Source organism: Neisseria sp. P0007.S010, assembly GCF_051962875.1.
Taxonomy (GTDB): domain Bacteria; phylum Pseudomonadota; class Gammaproteobacteria; order Burkholderiales; family Neisseriaceae; genus Neisseria; species Neisseria subflava_A.
Map to the genome: position 1 here is coordinate 1 of NZ_JBQCUX010000007.1, position 17,321 is coordinate 17,321.

14 protein-coding genes and 1 pseudogene are annotated in these 17,321 nt (G+C 48.5%); 4 read left to right on the forward strand and 11 right to left on the reverse strand.

Going from position 1 to position 17,321, the window contains the following annotated elements; genetic code table 11:
• Positions 1–105: 105 nt before the first annotated feature.
• From ACTHR7_RS06320 to ACTHR7_RS06340, 5 genes and pseudogenes are all read right to left on the reverse strand, one after another.
• The gene (locus ACTHR7_RS06320; protein WP_440370531.1) at positions 106–2,835 is read right to left on the reverse strand and encodes a lactoferrin/transferrin family TonB-dependent receptor; all 2,730 of its coding nucleotides are present in this window, start codon (positions 2,833–2,835) and stop codon (positions 106–108) included.
• 86 nt (positions 2,836–2,921) lie between these two features.
• The gene (locus ACTHR7_RS06325; protein WP_293206794.1) at positions 2,922–4,700 is read right to left on the reverse strand and encodes a transferrin-binding protein-like solute binding protein; all 1,779 of its coding nucleotides are present in this window, start codon (positions 4,698–4,700) and stop codon (positions 2,922–2,924) included.
• A gap of 137 nt (positions 4,701–4,837) precedes the next feature.
• Positions 4,838–5,371, reverse strand: a pseudogene (locus ACTHR7_RS06330) (glutamate racemase); the annotation flags it as partial.
• A gap of 428 nt (positions 5,372–5,799) precedes the next feature.
• On the reverse strand, positions 5,800–6,240 hold the full coding sequence (locus tag ACTHR7_RS06335) for a TIGR01244 family sulfur transferase (protein WP_107868273.1): 441 nt from the start codon (positions 6,238–6,240) through the stop codon (positions 5,800–5,802).
• Positions 6,241–6,318: 78 nt separating this feature from the next.
• Positions 6,319–8,070, reverse strand: a complete 1,752-nt coding sequence (locus ACTHR7_RS06340; protein WP_107868272.1) for a M61 family metallopeptidase — start codon at positions 8,068–8,070, stop codon at positions 6,319–6,321.
• A gap of 332 nt (positions 8,071–8,402) precedes the next feature.
• Between ACTHR7_RS06340 and ccoN the strand changes: the two genes are divergently transcribed.
• Genes ccoN through ccoP form a run of 4 tightly spaced genes read left to right on the forward strand, consistent with a single transcriptional unit; the run spans position 8,403 to position 12,020 of the window.
• Positions 8,403–9,836 carry a cytochrome-c oxidase, cbb3-type subunit I gene (ccoN, locus tag ACTHR7_RS06345; RefSeq protein WP_199900813.1) on the forward strand — a complete coding sequence of 478 codons (1,434 nt, stop codon included), beginning with the start codon at positions 8,403–8,405 and terminating at the stop codon, positions 9,834–9,836.
• Positions 9,837–9,860: 24 nt separating this feature from the next.
• Entirely contained in the window at positions 9,861–10,472 is a 612-nt protein-coding gene (gene ccoO / locus ACTHR7_RS06350; RefSeq protein WP_107868270.1) for a cytochrome-c oxidase, cbb3-type subunit II, read from the forward strand.
• A 4-nt stretch (positions 10,473–10,476) separates the two neighbouring features.
• On the forward strand, positions 10,477–10,650 hold the full coding sequence (locus ACTHR7_RS06355; protein ID WP_107868269.1) for a cbb3-type cytochrome oxidase subunit 3: 174 nt from the start codon (positions 10,477–10,479) through the stop codon (positions 10,648–10,650).
• 23 nt (positions 10,651–10,673) lie between these two features.
• Complete coding sequence (gene ccoP / locus ACTHR7_RS06360; protein WP_107868268.1) at positions 10,674–12,020, forward strand: cytochrome-c oxidase, cbb3-type subunit III; 1,347 nt, start codon at positions 10,674–10,676, stop codon at positions 12,018–12,020.
• 141 nt (positions 12,021–12,161) lie between these two features.
• Here the strand turns inward: ccoP and ubiT are convergent, their stop codons facing one another.
• The 6 genes from ubiT to ACTHR7_RS06390 all read right to left on the reverse strand — a co-directional run bounded on the left by ubiT (position 12,162) and on the right by ACTHR7_RS06390 (position 17,285).
• Positions 12,162–12,608, reverse strand: a complete 447-nt coding sequence (gene ubiT / locus ACTHR7_RS06365; protein WP_049323906.1) for a ubiquinone anaerobic biosynthesis accessory factor UbiT — start codon at positions 12,606–12,608, stop codon at positions 12,162–12,164.
• Positions 12,595–13,512: a U32 family peptidase gene (locus ACTHR7_RS06370; protein ID WP_070646651.1), complete on the reverse strand. Its 918-nt coding sequence runs from the start codon at positions 13,510–13,512 to the stop codon at positions 12,595–12,597. Before ACTHR7_RS06370 ends, ubiT begins: the two co-directional genes overlap by 14 nt.
• Positions 13,513–13,522: 10 nt before the next feature.
• Entirely contained in the window at positions 13,523–14,530 is a 1,008-nt protein-coding gene (gene ubiU / locus ACTHR7_RS06375) for a ubiquinone anaerobic biosynthesis protein UbiU (RefSeq protein ID WP_070646652.1), read from the reverse strand.
• 334 nt (positions 14,531–14,864) lie between these two features.
• Positions 14,865–15,485, reverse strand: a complete 621-nt coding sequence (locus tag ACTHR7_RS06380) for a DUF2238 domain-containing protein (RefSeq protein WP_440370532.1) — start codon at positions 15,483–15,485, stop codon at positions 14,865–14,867.
• A gap of 106 nt (positions 15,486–15,591) precedes the next feature.
• Positions 15,592–16,581: a phosphatidate cytidylyltransferase gene (locus ACTHR7_RS06385; RefSeq protein ID WP_293206725.1), complete on the reverse strand. Its 990-nt coding sequence runs from the start codon at positions 16,579–16,581 to the stop codon at positions 15,592–15,594.
• On the reverse strand, positions 16,578–17,285 hold the full coding sequence (locus tag ACTHR7_RS06390) for a lysophospholipid acyltransferase family protein (protein WP_440370533.1): 708 nt from the start codon (positions 17,283–17,285) through the stop codon (positions 16,578–16,580). The genes ACTHR7_RS06385 and ACTHR7_RS06390 overlap by 4 nt, the downstream gene beginning before the upstream one ends.
• Positions 17,286–17,321 lie beyond the last annotated feature (36 nt).

A 17,321-nucleotide genomic window follows, 5' to 3' on the forward strand; every position in this document is an offset into this window, starting at 1 on the left:
AAGAAGGTGCTCATGGAAAATCCCCTAAATGTCTTGGTGGGAATTTAGGGGATTTTGGGGAATTTTGCAAAGGTCTCCTATTGCCTTGATGCACGGTTGCTTAGGTTAAAACTTCATCTCCAAAGTCAGGGTGTAATTTCGTCCCGGTGCGGCGTAGCGGTTATACCTGCCAACATTATTGTGCCTATTGACCGCTCCTTCGGCAGTCTGCCTTACAGACTCCCAAGTGGTATACCGGTAGTTGAAGAGGTTATACACGCCTGCGCGCAGGGTCAGGTGTTTCTTGATATTGTAATATCCGGAAACATCCGTAACATGCCAAGGCCGCGTCCGCCGTGATGCTGCTTTTTTAGCATTGGCATTACCGTTCAACAGCGCCTGGCTGCCTAGCAGTTCGTCAACAGATTTTGCCTTGGAATAAGTAAACATCGTATTGATGCCCCATATTCCGTCAGGATGGTCGTAACCCAAACCCAATACATATCGTGAAGGTTGGACGGCATCAAAGAGATATGAAGTTACAAACGTCCTGTCGGCGCGTATATCGGCATCTTTGACCTTGATACGGTTATAGGCAAGCGTGGAATACAACCCGTCCGGCAACCCGCCCCATACACCGTGCCAATCGATTTTACCCAAAATATTGATACCGGCTATCCGTGCATTTTGAGCATTTCGATATCCGGGGTCGCCAGAAGCCGAAGTTTGCCCGTTTTGAGTTCGGGTTTCATAACCGAATGCAATCAGGTCGCGATAAGCATTGTTGAAATAGCTGGCTTCCAAATTGCCGAAGTCCCCTTTAAATACAATACCTGTCTCTCTATTAAAGGATTTTTCCGGTTTCAGATCCAACGTTTTCAAAGACTCCCCGGCTCTCCAGCCGTACATTTCGGCAAACGACGGTAGACGGAAGCCCGTAGAAGCGCGATAAGTCAAATCCATCCAGGTGAAAGGCTTGAGGACTACGCCTGCGTTCCAAGAAAGGTTGCGGTGAGTGCCGGTAGAGACACTCTTATCTTCCGAATGCGTACTGCGATAATCGTAACGTATGCCTGCTCCGACATCCGCCCACCTGCCCAAACGAACATTGTCTTGAACGGCTGCATAATAACCGTTGCCGCCGATATTCCTCGGTGTGCAGTCTGTATAGGTGTTATTGCCGAAACGGCATATCGGCGATGTATTGACCGTGGTCTTGCCGATAGACACCCAATACGGTTTGCCTTGGCTTCCGTTGGGTGACTGCGCCCCTTCCGGGATTTTCGATCCATATGCCTGAACTGCGTTTTGAAGATAATAATCGCTGTGGGACAATTGCGACTTAAAGCGGTCGTACCCTAGATTGATACTCAAATTGTGACGGATTTTGGCCGTATCAAATGCCTTTTTAAATACTGCTTGGAACAGGTTTCGGCTTTCTTCATAAATCATCCGGTCGGATTTATAGAAGGAATACGGTTTATTGCCGTCGGGACGGCAATTTTTATCCGAACCGTCGTGAGAGCAATGCGTCTGCTGCAAACGGTTGTCCAAATCTATACCTTGCCGGTCATAAGAAAGTCGGGCGTAATCGGCCCAGGTATCCTTGTCAGCATTATGGTAAACATATTCGACCCCGTACCGGTTTTTAGTATGGCGTTCATCATAAAACACGCCGGTACCGTAACCGATACCCTGCAATGTACCGCCCTCTCCCTGAACAAACAGCCTTTCGGCCTTATTATTGCCCGAATATTTGCCAAAGCCGCTCGGCGTACCGTTTCTCCGGACACTTTCATTCAGATCGGCCTCGGTAAAATAGGCAGGAACAGTCATATCCCGTGTATCAAAGGTCTGCTGCGTACGTTCAAGAACGGCTCCGACATAATGGCGGTTGTCCAAATGCCAACCCGGTCGGAACAGCCATGATTGGCTGCCATACTCAAGCGGGTCCGCAAGGAAGCGGCTGGGGCCGGTATAATCCTGCGTGCTGACGGTTTTGCGCTCATCTTTGGCCAAAGCATCTTTTTTCGCATTGTCTTTACAGGCCGCATATCCATTGGAACATTCCTCTTCGACAATGAAATTTGCGTACGGATGGGTATCCTCGACCGGCATCAGCCGGTTGAAACTCTGCACACCTTTACCAGCATCTTTATGCGCATGGATTTCCTGCCCCCACCGTTTAGTATAAATAAGGAGGGCTTCCGCGCCGCCGCTGCGTCCTGCAAGCGCAAGGGACTGTGTCAGGGCATGGTCTTTTCCAGAATAGGCAGTTTTACTCTGAATGCCCCACTGTTTTCCCTCTCCGATAATGTCGGCTGCGGTTTTGGTTTGAAATGCGACCGAACCTGCCAATGCGCCGTTTCCGTATTCTGATGAATTCGAACCCTTGCTGATTTCAACGGCCTTAACGTTTTCATACTCAATTTCATTGATTGCGCCGCTGCTGCCCGCCGTCCTCGTCCCACCCAATGCCGCCTGCGCGGTGTAGGACTGTATTTGCGAAACGCCGTCTACCGTTAAGGAAACGCGGTTTTTATCCATGCCGCGTATTGAATAGCCGGAACTTGCGCCCCGACCCTGTTCGACCACGGCAATACCCGGATCGTAACGGGTCAGGTCTCGGATATTCAAAACCTGTTCTTTACTTAGCGTCTCGGAAGATTTGACCAGCTTGCCCAGCCCGGTTACTTCGTTATCACGGCGGGTTTTCTGTTTTTTCGCATTGACCTGCACGGTATCGAGCTGCTTTTCCCACACTTGTCCAGACGGTAAAACATCCGCATAAGCAGGCAGCGCAGTCATCAGCGACAGGCATAAAATATTTAATCGGAACAAATGTTGCTGTTTCATATCATTTCTCTACTTGCTGCCTTCAGACGGCATTTAAAGCCGATATGCCGTCTGAAGAACTTTCCTCTGTCAACCGGCAGCCCAGTTTACCGGACAAGCTGTTGGCGTTTCGTACCGAATACCACTGCCGCCTTGCCGCTTTCTCCCTCCAATGTATTTCCGGAGAACGATCCGCCCATCTCAATGGCGGTTTTGCCGTAGAAGCCGCCGGACACATCTGCACGGATATTCGTCCGTTTCGGATCGATGGTATTTTTCGGATCTAATGCAAAGCCGTTTTCACCGGTTTTCGCCACACCTGAAAAACCGTTGCCCTGAATCGTGGCAGTGATGGTGAATACGGGGGCAATACGGTCTTTCGCCGTCAGCATACCGTTGAGGGTTTTCTCGGCAAAATTAACTTTAAATTCCGCCCGGTTACCGCCTTCCTTATTGGAAGGTTCGGCACTCCAGCTCGTACCATTAACAATAGTACCCGACCATGTACCGCGATATAACGCCTCTCCCGCCGTTACAGGTATATCGGAAACCGGCGTACGGCTGCCCTGCAGGAACATATCGTGCGAACCGCCGTGTTCCAACACCCCGAAATGCAGGTAATCCAAATTGGAGCAGCATACCGACACCTTCACACCGTCTTTCTCAAATACATGCTGGAATGCCGTCTGAGTGCCTTCGGACGGCACAAGCGCAAGCTCTACGCCGTCAATCAGCAGTTTGGCCACGTTGCCAAAGCTGTCTATCTGTTTTTTCACAAAATCCGCACCGATGCGGTAAGCGTCCATAAAGGTTTCAGCCAATGGTTTTTCTGCACCGTCTTTCTGTTTCGCGCTGAATACGGCAAGCACTTTCTTATCGTTTGCCAAAAACTTGCCGCCCAACTCATCGCCCTGAGGCCCGTAGAAACCACCTTCCAGACTATCAGAATCAGAAATAAAGGGATGACCGTTCCCAGTATCTTTATCTGCAGCCAACGCCTTACCTTTGAAACGGTTACCGTGCAGGTTAGCCTGAATGTCGTAACGTTTAATTTGTTTGGCTTTATTTTCGGTTTCGTTATGGGTAATCCGGTTATTGCGGTAGAGCGCGCCGGTCATGGTCTTGGCGGCGAAGTCCACCTCAAACTCGCTGGTCAGCCCAAAATCGGTCTGACCTTCCGGTGCCTCGCTTTTATTGCGCAACACATCCGCTTCCTCGGCAGACAAAGCCCCGTACCTATCGCCCGCTTGCGAATTACCCAACTGGGAAAACTTCTGTTTTTCCTTGGCATCGGTTACATAATCCCAAGTGCCTTTGTAAATCGACTTGCCCATCGGCAGAGCTTGGGAAGGATTGCTGCCTTTGTAGAAAAGGTAGCCGTCCGCGCCGGAAAGGGCGATATTGTTTTTGAAATCGATTTTATTGGCACCGTTGCGGTAGATATAGCCCGAGCGGACATATTGGAAATCCGTGTATCCTTCCACACGGCTTTTGCCATCGCCCGTTGTGATGGATTCGTTCAGCGTACCCTTATCCATCGCAAAAATCTCATTCTTTTGGGGAAACTCACCCGGCTCACCCGCACCTAATTTCTCCCAATCCGCTTCTGATAATGCCTTATGATCTTCTTTATTTTTCGGGTGCCAGTTCCGACGCGGTATTTTGGCTGCAAAACCGTAAACCGGACGGTCGTTTTCCGCCGCCTGCGCTTCATCGGGTTTTGCCGGTTTTTCAGTCTGTTCGTCTTGGTATTTCGGTGCTTCGGACTGCGGGTTGTGCTGTTTCGTTTCCACGCTGTCCAAATCGAAACTGCCGCCACCCGCGCAGGCAGAAAGCAGCAGCACAGGCAGGATACCGGCTGCTTGGGCAATAAGTGAATTTTTCATATCAACTTTTTTAAAAATGATAATAGTTTATATTTTATTAACTTAAAATGTAATTTGCAAACATTTTCTGACGTACCTTCACAAAAAACACCCGCACATCCTTACTCCGGATATGCGGGTGTTTGAGCAAACCTTGCCTAACCCAAAGACACCATTTCAATCTGCTCCATCGTTCTACTTAGAAAACGTTCGCCTATCATTCTGAATTTCAAAGGAATATCGCTGACATAAAAACGATAGTCGGGATTATTGTTGTCAGTATTGAGTAATCCCTCCTGCGCAAGGACGCGTGCTGTTTCTTCAGCCGTCGTAATTGCAGAATCAACCAACGTGACATTACCCGCCTCCCTACCGATTAAGGGCTTGAGCAAGGGAAAGTGCGTGCAGCCCAACACCAGCGTATCGATGCCGTCTGCAAGCAATGGTTTGAGGTATTCGCATACGGTCAGGCGGGTAACTTCATGTTCCAACCAACCTTCCTCCACCAAAGGGACGAGCAGCGGCGCAGCCTGCGTGCGGACGAGCGTATCAGGGTTGTTCCTATGGATGGCGCGCGCATAAGCATTGCTGTTGACTGTCGTATTGGTGGCGATAATGCCGATTTTATTGTTGCGCGTCGTTGTCAGCGCGGCTTTCGCGCCGGCGGAAATCACGTCCAACACAGGCATATTGAGACCTTTGCAAAATTCCCCAAAATCCCCTAAATGTCTTGGTTGGAATTTAGGGGATTTTGGGGAATTTTGCAAAGGTCTCGGCCTTAAAGAGGGTAGGTATAAAAAAAGGGGGTGGCTTTCGGCCACACCCAAACACACACACATCAAGAGGAAAGAAAAATCATTTAATAAGAGAGCTGGCTCTTATAGAGGAAAACTGGAGGATTCGGGCTAGGCCCTGAAGCATTGAAAGGCATTATAAATGAAAATAGGGTTAGGGTATTGATACAGGTCAATTCGGGCTTGATTTAGAAAATATATTTTTAGGATAGTGGAAATAAATTAAAAATAAGGTTTGATTGTGAATAAAAGTCATTAGGCCGTCTGAAAAATGGGTTTCAGACGGCCTGATCGGTTTAAAGGCTGCTACTTATATAAATTAAGTATTAAGCCAAACCTTTATCTTTGGCTTCTTGTAGGCGGGCTTCAAAGTTGCTGAGATTGACGCCTGCCTGCTCGGCTGCGGCAACTACTTCGGCTACGGATGCGCCGTGTTGCACTTGATGATAACCCCAAAGCAGGGAGCAGCGAGTACCGGTACGGCAGAAGGCAAGAATGGGAGCCGGAGATTGTTGCAACAGATTTTGGAAGGCTGCAACATCGGCTGCGTTGATTTGAGGCGCAACGACGGGCAGGTGGGAAAATTGGTTGATGCCGGCCTCTTTAAACCAGTTTTGTACTTCGGCAAAAGCCGGTTGGTTTTCTTCTTCGCCGTCCGGGCGGTTGCAGATGATGGTTTTGATGCCGAGACGTACGGCTTCTTGGACATCTGCTTCGGTCAGTTGGGGGGCGATATAGAGGGAGTCGGTCAGTTTACGGATGGGCATAGTTTTTCCTTTCTTTATATTAAATGGATATGTAGATTTCAGACGGCCTAGGAAGTGGCAGGCCGTTTGAAGTTTTATTTAATGATTGTACAACCAGTTTTCGAGTTTTTGGCGATCGGTAATGTGCAGTAGGGCGGTATTGGCTTCTGCTGCTTGAACTGTGATGCTGGTCTCGCGCAATAGGCCTTGGCGGAAGAAATGGATGGTAGTGCGCGTGCCGATAGGCAGTTTGCTCCACTGCGCTGCAAGGTCGTTGCAGGCATAGCCGCCTAGGGCGATGATTTTGTCTTGCGGGCAGAGTCCGGCATTTTCTGCGCTACCGCTATTAAATACATGAGTCAGGACGGCATGATCGCTGCTTTGTTTGAAACGTGCGCCCAGATCGTTGGCGGGGGCAACCAATTGGGGTTCGCTGGCAAATGCTCCGCCGTGCTGGCGTGGCAGGGGGATGAAGTCAAGTTTGACACCTACGCTTTGCAGGCATTCTGCGAGCGGAAGGTCTTCGGTGCTGTATAAGGCCGTCTGAAAGAAGGTTTCTAAATCTAAACCGGTTATTTCTTGACAACGGGATTGCCAGTGTTTTTCGGGTATGCCTTGATGAGTATTGCGCCAGTCGCGATAGTGTTGCTGCATCACGCTGTCGAGGGTGTATTTGCCTTGGCTTTTTTCACGGATGATAAGGTCGAGGCAAAGTGCGGCCAGTGCGCCTTTTTGATAGTAGCTGACGATGGCGTTGGGGCTGTTTTCGTCTTGTTTGTAGAACTTGTCCCATGCGCTGAAACTGGATTGGGCAAGGGTTTGTTTCAGACGGCCTTGTGTCTGCTGTACGCGTGTGATGCTTTGTGCAAGCAGAGTAAGGTAGGCTTCGGGACTGATGGTTTTGCTTCGGGCTAGAAAAAGGTCGTCGTAGTAGGACGTAATGCCTTCAAATGCCCAAAGTTGCTCGGTGTAGTTTTCTTGATCGAGATTGTAAGGTGCGAAGACGGCCGGTTTGATGGATTTGACGTTCCATGCGTGGAAGTATTCATGGGAAAAGAGGCCGAGCAGTTCGGTATAGGCTTTGTCGGCTTCGCCCATATCATAAGATGGCAGACTGTGGCGGTCGGCGAGCAGGGCGGTGCTGCTGATGTGTTCCAGCCCACCGTAGAGGTTGTCGCCCAGATGTAGTAAGAAAAGGTATTCGGTAAACGGGGCAGGGGAGGGGAACATCGCCAACTCGGTTTCGCAGATTTTTTGAATATCGGCGAGGAAGCGGGCGCGGTCGAAATCAGGATAGATACCGCTTAATGCAATACGGTGGGGGATGCCTTGTGCTTCAAAGTCGAGGAATTCGATGATGCCTGTTTCAACGGGGTGATCAATAAGCTCGGCATATGAGGCCGTCTGAAAAGTGGTCGCCGAAATTTGTGGCAGGGTGGTGGCTATCTGCCATGTGTGTGGCAGGGTAGGAAATTCGACTTGGTGAGGTTGTTGCTCTTGTCCGTGTACTTTTAAGAATAGGCACGCGCCGTCGAAAAAGCCGCGCTCAATACTGAGGAATGAGCCGCGTACAGACAAGTCGAATGCGTAAATAGTGTAGTAAATTTCCCACGCTCCGCTGAGGGCCGGGGTTTGCCAATGGTTTTTGCTGGTTTGTATCAGCGGCTGGGTTTTGCCGTTGCAGCGCGCGTTGATGTGTGTGATGTGGCGGGCAAAGTCACGGATGAGGTAGCTGCCGGGTACCCAGTTGGGTAAGCTGATTTCTGTTTCTGAATCATTGGTTTGAGTGAATGATAAGGTGATGTGCCATTCATGAGACAGAAAGTTGGGGGTAATTTTGTAATTAATCATGGCTATTGGTTAATTTGCTAAAGTTTATTAAGAGGAAGGGGTTTTAAAGGGTAGGCTTAATCTATATCAATAAAACTGTACGAAAAAGGGGGCTTGAAAAAATGCTGTGTCCGATTTATTGGATATGTTTAAATAATTTATTGATTATAAAAGAAATGAGATTATCTCTCACTAAAGGTTTTATGCAATGTGGAATGTAATTTTGCTTGGCATGTTGTGGTGTCTATGTTAAATTTAGAAAAATTTGAGCCTTAGCCGTATTGCGCTTTTCATAAACGTAAGGGTTGGGGTGAGATAAAAATTTTTTATACCCATAATTTATGGAGACTTCCATGGACACACAAACTTATAACTACAAAGTGGTGCGCCAGTTCGCCATCATGACTGTAGTTTGGGGTATTGTGGGCATGTTGGTCGGTGTAATTGTAGCCGCCCAATTATTTGCTCCATCCCTTGATTTATCTGAAATTGGACCTTGGTTCCACTTTGGTCGCCTGCGTCCGCTGCATACCAATGCGGTTATTTTTGCATTCGGTGGTTGCGGTCTGATTGGTACATCATACTACGTTGTTCAACGTACATGTAATACCCGTCTGTTTGGCGGTTGGTTGCCTGCATTTACCTTCTGGGGTTGGCAGGCTGTCATCGTGGCTGCGGCTATCAGCTTGCCTATGGGTTACACCCAAGGTAAAGAATACGCCGAGTTGGAATGGCCTATCGATATTTTGATTACGCTGGTGTGGGTTGCCTACGCCATCGTATTCTTCGGTACGATTGCCAAACGTAAAATCAAACATATTTACGTTGCCAACTGGTTCTACGGCGGCTTCATCTTGGCTGTTGCGCTGTTGCACATCATCAATAATATCAGCATCCCTGCCGGTTTGATGAAATCTTACCCGGTTTACTCTGGTGCGATTGATGCGATGGTTCAATGGTGGTATGGCCACAATGCGGTGGGCTTTTTCCTGACAGCCGGCTTCTTGGGTATGATGTACTACTTCGTACCAAAACAAGCAGGCCGTCCTATTTACTCTTACCGCTTGTCCGTTGTTCACTTCTGGGCTTTGATTTTCACTTATATGTGGGCAGGTTCTCACCACTTGCACTACACCGCATTGCCTGACTGGACTCAATCTTTGGGTATGGTATTGTCTTTGATCCTGTTCGCACCTTCTTGGGGCGGTATGATCAACGGTATCATGACTCTGTCTGGTGCATGGGACAAACTGCGTACCGACCCGATTTTGAAATTCTTGATCGTATCTCTGTCCTTCTACGGTATGTCTACCTTCGAAGGTCCAATGATGTCTATCAAAACGGTTAACGCTCTGAGCCACTACACTGACTGGACTGTTGCGCACGTTCATGCCGGTGCATTGGGTTGGGTAGGCTTCGTAACCATCGGTTCCGTTTACTATATGATCCCACGCCTCTTCGGTAAAAACGAAATGTACAGCACCAAACTGGTTGAAGCGCATTTCTGGATTGCAACCATCGGTGTGGTTCTGTATATCGCCGCGATGTGGATTGCCGGTGTGATGCAAGGCCTGATGTGGGGTTCTTTGAACGAAGACGGCACACTGACTTATTCCTTTGTCGAATCTGTAAAACGTACCATGCCTTACTACATGATTCGTTTTGCCGGCGGTCTTCTGTACCTGAGCGGTATGCTGATGATGGCATACAACGTTTACCGTACAGCCATCAGTGGTAAAGCGGTTGATGCTGAGATTCCTGCGGTTTCTCAAACCCAACACCACTAATAATAAGAAAGATAGGCTACCAAAATGAAATTGCAACAATTAGCTGAAGAAAAAGTCGGTGTACTGATTGTATTCACCCTGCTTGTTGTCAGCGTCGGCTTTCTGATTGAGGCCGTCCCGCTGTTCTTCTCCAAGGCAGTTACTGAACCTGCGCCAGGCGTAAAACCATACAACGCCTTGCAAGTGGCCGGTCGTGATATTTACGTACGCGAAGGCTGCTACAACTGCCACTCTCAAATGATTCGTCCGTTCCGTGCAGAAACCGAACGTTATGGTCACTACTCTATTGCCGGTGAGTCTGTTTACGACCATCCGTTCCAATGGGGTTCCAAACGTACCGGTCCGGATTTGGCTCGTGTCGGTGGTCGCTATTCTGACGAATGGCACCGCATCCACTTGCTGAACCCACGTGACGTTGTGCCTGAGTCCAATATGCCTTCATTCCCATGGCTCGCTCGCAACAAAGTTGATACCGAGGCAACTGTGGCGCATATGAAAGCTCTGCGTAAAGTAGGTACGCCTTACAGCGATGAAGAAATTGCCAAAGCACCTGAAATGTTGGCCAACAAATCAGAGCTGGACGCTGTCGTCGCTTATCTGCAAGGCTTGGGCTTGGCATTGAAAAACGTAAGGTAACATCATGGACGCTAACTGGGCTCGCTCGCTCTTTACTGTTTGGGTTTTTATCAGCTTTATTTTAGTCCTTTATATTGTGTTTAATAGACGCAATAAGAAAAGCTACGATGATGCTGCGAGCAGTATTTTCGAGAATGATGATAAAGACTCGTCTCAAAAAGACGGGCGAGAACAGTAAGTCCGTGATCACGGAGCAAAAGAATGAACACAACATCTCATTTTACCAGTAATTTCTGGAATATATACATTGCAGCTATCGTCGTGCTCAGCTTCATCGGCTTGGCTTGGCTTCTGCTTTCACAAAACGTTGTGAAACGCCCTAAAAAAGGCGAAGAAGTACAAACTACAGGTCATGAGTGGGACGGTATCTCAGAATATAACCATCCTCTGCCACGCTGGTGGTTTTGGCTGTATGTCCTGACATGGATTTTCGGTATCGGCTATTTGGTCATGTATCCGGGTGTCGGTGACTTTAAAGGTATCTGGGGCTGGACTAGCCACGGTCAGTATGAAGAAGAGGTTGCCAAAGCCGAACAAGAATACGGCCAAGTTTATGCTAAGTTTGCCAAAATGCCGATTGACCAAGTGGCTAAAAATCCTGAAGCACGTGCCATTGGTCAAAACCTTTTCAATACCTACTGTATCCAATGTCACGGTTCAGACGCCAAAGGCTCTAAAGGCTTCCCAAATCTGACTGACGATGACTGGTTGTGGGGTGGCGAACCTGAAAAAATTCAGGAAACTATTGAAAAAGGCCGTACTGCCGCCATGCCTGCATGGGGTCCTGCTTTGGGTGAAGAAGGCGTGAAAAACGTAACACAGTATGTTATGTCTCTTTCTAAACCTAAGGGTCAATACGACGAAGAACGTGCAGAACGCGGTAAAGCCCTGTTTAGCGGCCCACCTGCCAACTGTTTCACTTGTCACGGCGACAAAGGTCAAGGTATCCAAGGCCTCGGCCCGAATCTGACCGACGATGTATGGTTGTGGGGCGGTACTCAAAAAGCGATTACCGAAACCATTACCAACGGCCGCAGCAGCCAAATGCCTGCTTGGGGTCACTTCCTCGACAAAGACAAGCTGCACATCATGACCGCTTATGTTTGGGGTTTGTCCAACAAAGACGGTAAAAAAGCTCCTGCTAAAAAAGCCGAGCCTGCTCCGGCAGCTCAACCTGCCGATGCTTCTGCTCCAGCGGCTGCTTCAGTTCCTGCTGCCGATAAAGCTGCTTCAGATGCTAAAGCTGCTCCTGCTGCTGAAGCCAAACCTGCTGAAAAAGCAGAAGCAGCTCCGGTTAAGGTAGACGGCAAAGCTGTTTTTGAAGCTAACTGTAAAACATGTCATGGCGGTTTGATTCCAGGCGCTCCTGTCGTAGGTAAAAAAGAAGACTGGGCTCCTCGCATTAAACAAGGTAAAGACACTCTGCACAAACATGCTATCGAAGGCTTTAATTCTATGCCGGCTAAAGGTGGCAATGGTAGCCTGAGCGATGATGAAGTTAAAGCAGCTGTTGACTTTATGGCAAATGAGTCTGGCGCAAAATTCTAATTTTGAGTCGGATTGAAAAAAGCGTACCTAATAAGGTACGCTTTTTTATATTTGATAAAACCAGACATATCAAAGAGGTGAAATATATAAGGCTGTCTGAAACATTCAGACGGCCTTTGTTCTTGGTTCAACCAAAATTAATCAATCCAAAGTGGACGTACTGCGTTTCAGGAACCATTCGCTGAAAGGCCACTCGACGCTGTCGAGTAAGTTTTTGGTAATTAGCCCCAGTTCCGTATCGCCTTCGATTTGCAATTTACGGTTGAAAAATAAGGTATCGGGATCTTCCTCGCGCATCATCATGCGCATGAAGTCTATACCATTGGCCGCCAACCTCAGATCGGGGGCGCCGCTGAAGTTGTCGTCCAGGAATTTTTCCGTATCGGCACTAAACCGCACTTTGATACCGGCATCCAAAACTTCGATTTCGAATTTTCTTCCGGCAAAAAGTTCCATATCGGCAGGCAGTAAACCTTTTTTCAGCATGGTATTCAATACGGAGACCAAAACAAAGCGTGGAGGTTTGCCGGGAAGTTTGGTACCGATTTTTGCCATCCATTTGGGTAATATGATTTCAGGCAGCGCCATAATATGCCTCCTTCACGGTTTCAATACCGGGCTGACCGCGCCAATAGCCGTCAACCAGTGTTCCGGTAGTCAGTCGTTCCAACTCGGGGCGGATATCTTCCCATGTGGCTTTTCCGTCCAATACATCGCGGTGAATTTGGATAATTTCAGCCATGCCGTGCATTTGTGGCGACAGTCTGAGCATATTCACGCCGATTTTATTCAAGTTTTCATGGTGGGGCAGTAGGTTTTGGCAGCCGTAAGACATGGTTTGGATGCCGTTGATGGTGAGAAACGGCTGGCCTTCGCGCGTATTCATGGCCATACCGTGCTCGTGGTCGAGGCAGCGGAACTCGCAACTGTCTTTATTCAAATTGTAATGGCGGGCGGTAAAGCAACGTGATGAATAGGCAAGCGGCATTTTGCCCCAAGCGAAGAGTTCGGTTTCAATGCCGTCTGAAGCCTTGATGATTTCGGCAACCTTATCGCGGCTCAGCTCGGACGGTGTAATCCAGCGGAATGCCCCTAATTTTCGGAATACGTCCAAAGTGGTTTCGTTGTAGATATTCAGGCTTGCGCCGGCAACAAACGGGATGCCGTGTTCGCGTGCCAATTTGACCGCACCCATGTCGTTGGCTTCAACTTTAAACTTTCCCTGCTCCGTGATTTTGCGCAGGCGTTTCAGATCGGATTCGCTTTCGAGCAGGACTTGTGAAGAAAGAATAATCTCCTTACCGCTTTCCGCCAAGTCTTCAGCCAGTCCGAACCAGTCGGCAAAGCGCATTTTCTGACGGCGTGAGCAGACTACCTCGCCCAAATAGACCGTATCCAACGGCGTATCCAGCATGGAAACGTAAAATTCCAGTAGGGCTTCTTTTTGCCAGAAAAATAAAATAGGGCCCAGCGATAATTTCAATGAATTCATTTTCTTCCCCTTATTTCCATGGGCGGTTGTATGCGCCCAAAGTTGTCTGATGACCTTCCGAAACTTTGCTCAAGGCATTGTTCCAGGACGGATTGACTTTGAAATGCGACGGGTCGGCTGCGGCTGCATCCAGTGCTTGGCGCAGGGATTTGGTTACTTGCGCCGTATACATCGGACTGCGTTGGCGTCCCTCGATTTTGATGGCGGATACACCGATTTTGATGAGTTCGGGCAACATTTCCAAAACATTCAGGCTGGTTGGTTCTTCCAAAGCATAGTAGGTTTCATCATTGACTTCAAAGCGGCCTTTGCACAAGGTTGGATAACCTGCCGGTTCATTGGGTTTGTATTGGTCTATCAATACCTGGTTTAGACGTACGTTCATGCGGTCGGGCAGTTGTTCCCAGCGGACGGATTTTGCCGGAGAGCAGACACCTTGCATATTGGGCGATTCGCCTGTTGCATAGCTCGACAAGATGCAACGGCCTTCCACCATCACACACAAACTGCCGAAGCCAAAGACTTCAATTTCCACATCAGTATTGTCAATTACATGTTTGACCTGATCGATGGTCAGCACGCGCGGCAAAACGGCACGACGGATGCCGAATAGCTCTTTCATCATATTGATGGCTTCGTAATTGGTGGCCGAACCTTGTACCGACATATGCAGGCGTAAATTCGGATGTTTGTCTGTCGCATACGCCATGATAGCGGGGTCGGCAACAATAATCGCATCGGCACCCAAATCCGCCGCCGTATCCACAGCGGCGTGCCAACGCTCTACTTGGCCGGCTTGTGCGAATGTATTGATGGCCATCAGTACATTGCGCCCGCGCGCATGGGCGTAAGCTACGCCTTCCCGCGCAGATTTCATATCGAAATTCAGTCCTGGAAAGTTTCGTGCATTGGTCGCATCTTTCAAACCCATGTAAACCGTGTCCGCACCGTTGTCCACAGCGGTTTTCAGTGCAGGCAGGTTGCCGGCGGGGCAGACCAATTCTGGAATTTTCTGCATTTTGTGTTCCTCGTCTTGATGATAACCTCTATCGGGTTAATCAATATTTTGTAGAATTCCGAATATTTTATGGATTAATGACACAAGATATGCTGACTTAAATCAAATCGAAAAATTCAGGTTGACGTAGGCATATTGTTTACAAAATCTTAACAGACGTTGTTTTTTATATATTTCATGTGCTTAAAAATTTTGATGACGGATTTTGTTTTAAAATCGGCTTATGTTTTTAACTATCGCATTTATTAATTTTTACAATAATGGCGATAGAAAAATGAAAAAAGGCCGTCTGAAAATCTGGTTTCAGACGGCCTTCTGCTTTAAAGGGGTAGATTTAAGAGAAACCCAAGCGTTTATCGGGTCGGGTAAACACGAAAATAAACAGAGAAGTTAACGCGCCCAAAGTATCGGCAAGCATGTCTTTTTGCGCGTCCCAAATATCGCCTTGAGAACCCAAGAATTCCAGTCCGGCCTCTCCGCCGTCGATGACGGCATATTGCCATTCGATGATTTCATAGGCGGCAGCCACGCTCATAATGAAGAATAGGGAGAAAAATAAGGCCAACGGCAGGTTGCACAGCTTGCGACGCAGCAGCCATTCAGCCATTGGGTAGGCATAAAAGCCGATGATGTAGTGGGCAATACGGTCGTAATGATTGCGGTTTTCTCCCAAAATCGGTTCGACAAAGCGGTTGATGGATTCAAACGGCACATCGGCAAAAGTATAGTATGCACCGATGGAATGCATAATCAGCCAAAAACTCATGAATAAGTAGGCTAAGTTGCTGAAGCGGAAAATGCGGTAGGTGGCAACCAGAAGGAAGAATACGGATGCTACGGGGATGATTTCAGCGTACCAGACCGCGCGGTCATAGGGATTGATGCCTGACCAAACAATAAGGGCGAAGATAATCGTAGCAAGAAAAATGGGAAAGATTGGAGAGGGTTTATTCATGTTGTGTGTGTAATAACAATGGTTACGTATTGTATAACGAATTGGCAGGGCTGGCAGTTTCATACATTCAAGGCCGTCTGAAAACATCTTTCAGACGGCCTGAAGTTTAGCCGTTCCAGAAATAACGGGTGATGTGGAAAAACACGGGTGCGGCAAAACAAATCGAATCCACACGGTCAAGCATACCACCATGTCCGCGTATCATATTGCCCCAGTCTTTGACACCGTAATCGCGTTTGATGGCAGACATAACCAGGCCGCCAAAGAAGCCCATCAGGCAGACGATGAAGCCGATAACGGCTGCTTGGCCGTGGGAGAATGGCGTAATCGGCGCCATCAGCGCGGCAATGGCCGTGGCCGATAAAATACCGCCGACAGTGCCGGAAATGGTTTTTGATGGCGAAAGCGAAGGCATGATTTTTGCACCGCCAATCAGTTTGCCCCAAACGTATTGCAACACATCCGATACTTGCACCACGCCAATCAGGAAGATCAGCAACAGGATATTGTTGCTATTATCGAAGCCGTCCAAGTCTAGAAACATCAGCGCCGGAACATGGGACAGACAGAAGATGCAAATCATCGCCATCCATTGTGTTTTGGCGGCGCGTTCCAAAAAGTATGCCGTTTGGCCGCTGAGGCTGGCAATAATCGGCAGTATCAAAAAGCCGTAAACCGGAATAAAAATGCTGAACATGCCGTACCAGCCGTCATAGACGAAATAGTATTGCACCGGCAGAAGCAGGTAAAAGCAGACCACCATGCTGTAATAGTCGCTGCGTCGGCGATAGACGAGGGTCATAAATTCGCGCAGTGCGGCAAATGAAATCAGGAAAAACAGTACAACCGTCCCGATTTTGCCGAACCAAAATGCGCCCAGCAACACCAGCGTCATCAGCCACCATGCGTAAATGCGGGCATTGAGGTTGGCGATGGTGGCATTATCTGCGCCGTTTTTACGCTTGAGCCATTGTCCGATGATGCTGGCAAAACACAATACGGCAAATACGCCGACAAAAATATAGCTGGCTTGAGGAGTCAGATGAGCGGCGGTTTGTTCGACGATGATTTGTTGGGAAGTCGTAGAAAGGCTCATGCTTGTCCTCCTTTGTTTTGCTGAACTTCAGATTCATTTTGGCGAAGCTCGCTGCGGTCGTTTTCAGACGGCCTGAGTGCCAGCAGCGCTTCACGGCTACGTGTCAAAAAGCTGTCTTTGTCTTCGTTTTCCTGCAAAGTAAGCGGCTGTCCGATATGGACTTCACACAAAAGCGGGATAGGCAGGATTTTGCCTTTGGGCAGTACGCGGCTGATGTTGTCTATCCAAATCGGCACAAATTCGGTATTGGGTTTGCTTTTCGCCAGATGATAAATACCGGACTTAAACGGCAGCAGGATGGTGTTATCGTCAGTGTTACGCGTGCCTTCAGGGAAAATAATCAAAGAGTCGCCTGCGTTCAGCGCATCTTTCATCTGTTCGGTAATCGCTTGCGGATTATCGCTATGGCGCGGAATCAGCAAGGCGTTGAAAACATTTTGAATGATGAAGCGTTTGAGTTTGCTCGTCAGCCAATAATCCGAACCGGCGACAGGGCGCGTGGACAAGCGCCAGCGGCGGGGCAGGGAAATCCACACCAATACAAAATCACCATGGCTGCCGTGATTGGCGTAATAGACCTTTTGGTGCTGATTGAATGCCAGCTCGCGCGGACTTTTGGGGCGTACGCCCGTAAGAAAAGAGACCGACAGACATAAGGCTTGGTCGGTCAGCCAGGCAAGTTGTTTTTTGAGGAAGTTTTTCATTGTTTCTGCCTTTTGAAGTGAGATACCGCTCTAGAT

Excerpts from the sequence above, each read along its gene's own strand:
- ccoP (WP_107868268.1), top strand. The coding sequence starts at position 10,674 with ATGAACACAACATCTCATTTTACCAGTAATTTCTGGAATATATACATT.
- ubiU (WP_070646652.1), bottom strand. The coding sequence starts at position 14,530 with ATGCAGAAAATTCCAGAATTGGTCTGCCCCGCCGGCAACCTGCCTGCA.
- ACTHR7_RS06335 (WP_107868273.1), bottom strand. The coding sequence starts at position 6,240 with ATGCCCATCCGTAAACTGACCGACTCCCTCTATATCGCCCCCCAACTG.
- ACTHR7_RS06385 (WP_293206725.1), bottom strand. The coding sequence starts at position 16,581 with ATGAGCCTTTCTACGACTTCCCAACAAATCATCGTCGAACAAACCGCC.
- ACTHR7_RS06370 (WP_070646651.1), bottom strand. The coding sequence starts at position 13,512 with ATGAATTCATTGAAATTATCGCTGGGCCCTATTTTATTTTTCTGGCAA.
- ACTHR7_RS06355 (WP_107868269.1), top strand. The coding sequence starts at position 10,477 with ATGGACGCTAACTGGGCTCGCTCGCTCTTTACTGTTTGGGTTTTTATC.
- ACTHR7_RS06380 (WP_440370532.1), bottom strand. The coding sequence starts at position 15,485 with ATGAATAAACCCTCTCCAATCTTTCCCATTTTTCTTGCTACGATTATC.
- ccoN (WP_199900813.1), top strand. The coding sequence starts at position 8,403 with ATGGACACACAAACTTATAACTACAAAGTGGTGCGCCAGTTCGCCATC.
- ACTHR7_RS06320 (WP_440370531.1), bottom strand. The coding sequence starts at position 2,835 with ATGAAACAGCAACATTTGTTCCGATTAAATATTTTATGCCTGTCGCTG.
- ACTHR7_RS06325 (WP_293206794.1), bottom strand. The coding sequence starts at position 4,700 with ATGAAAAATTCACTTATTGCCCAAGCAGCCGGTATCCTGCCTGTGCTG.
- ACTHR7_RS06340 (WP_107868272.1), bottom strand. The coding sequence starts at position 8,070 with ATGATTAATTACAAAATTACCCCCAACTTTCTGTCTCATGAATGGCAC.
- ACTHR7_RS06390 (WP_440370533.1), bottom strand. The coding sequence starts at position 17,285 with ATGAAAAACTTCCTCAAAAAACAACTTGCCTGGCTGACCGACCAAGCC.
- ubiT (WP_049323906.1), bottom strand. The coding sequence starts at position 12,608 with ATGGCGCTGCCTGAAATCATATTACCCAAATGGATGGCAAAAATCGGT.
- ccoO (WP_107868270.1), top strand. The coding sequence starts at position 9,861 with ATGAAATTGCAACAATTAGCTGAAGAAAAAGTCGGTGTACTGATTGTA.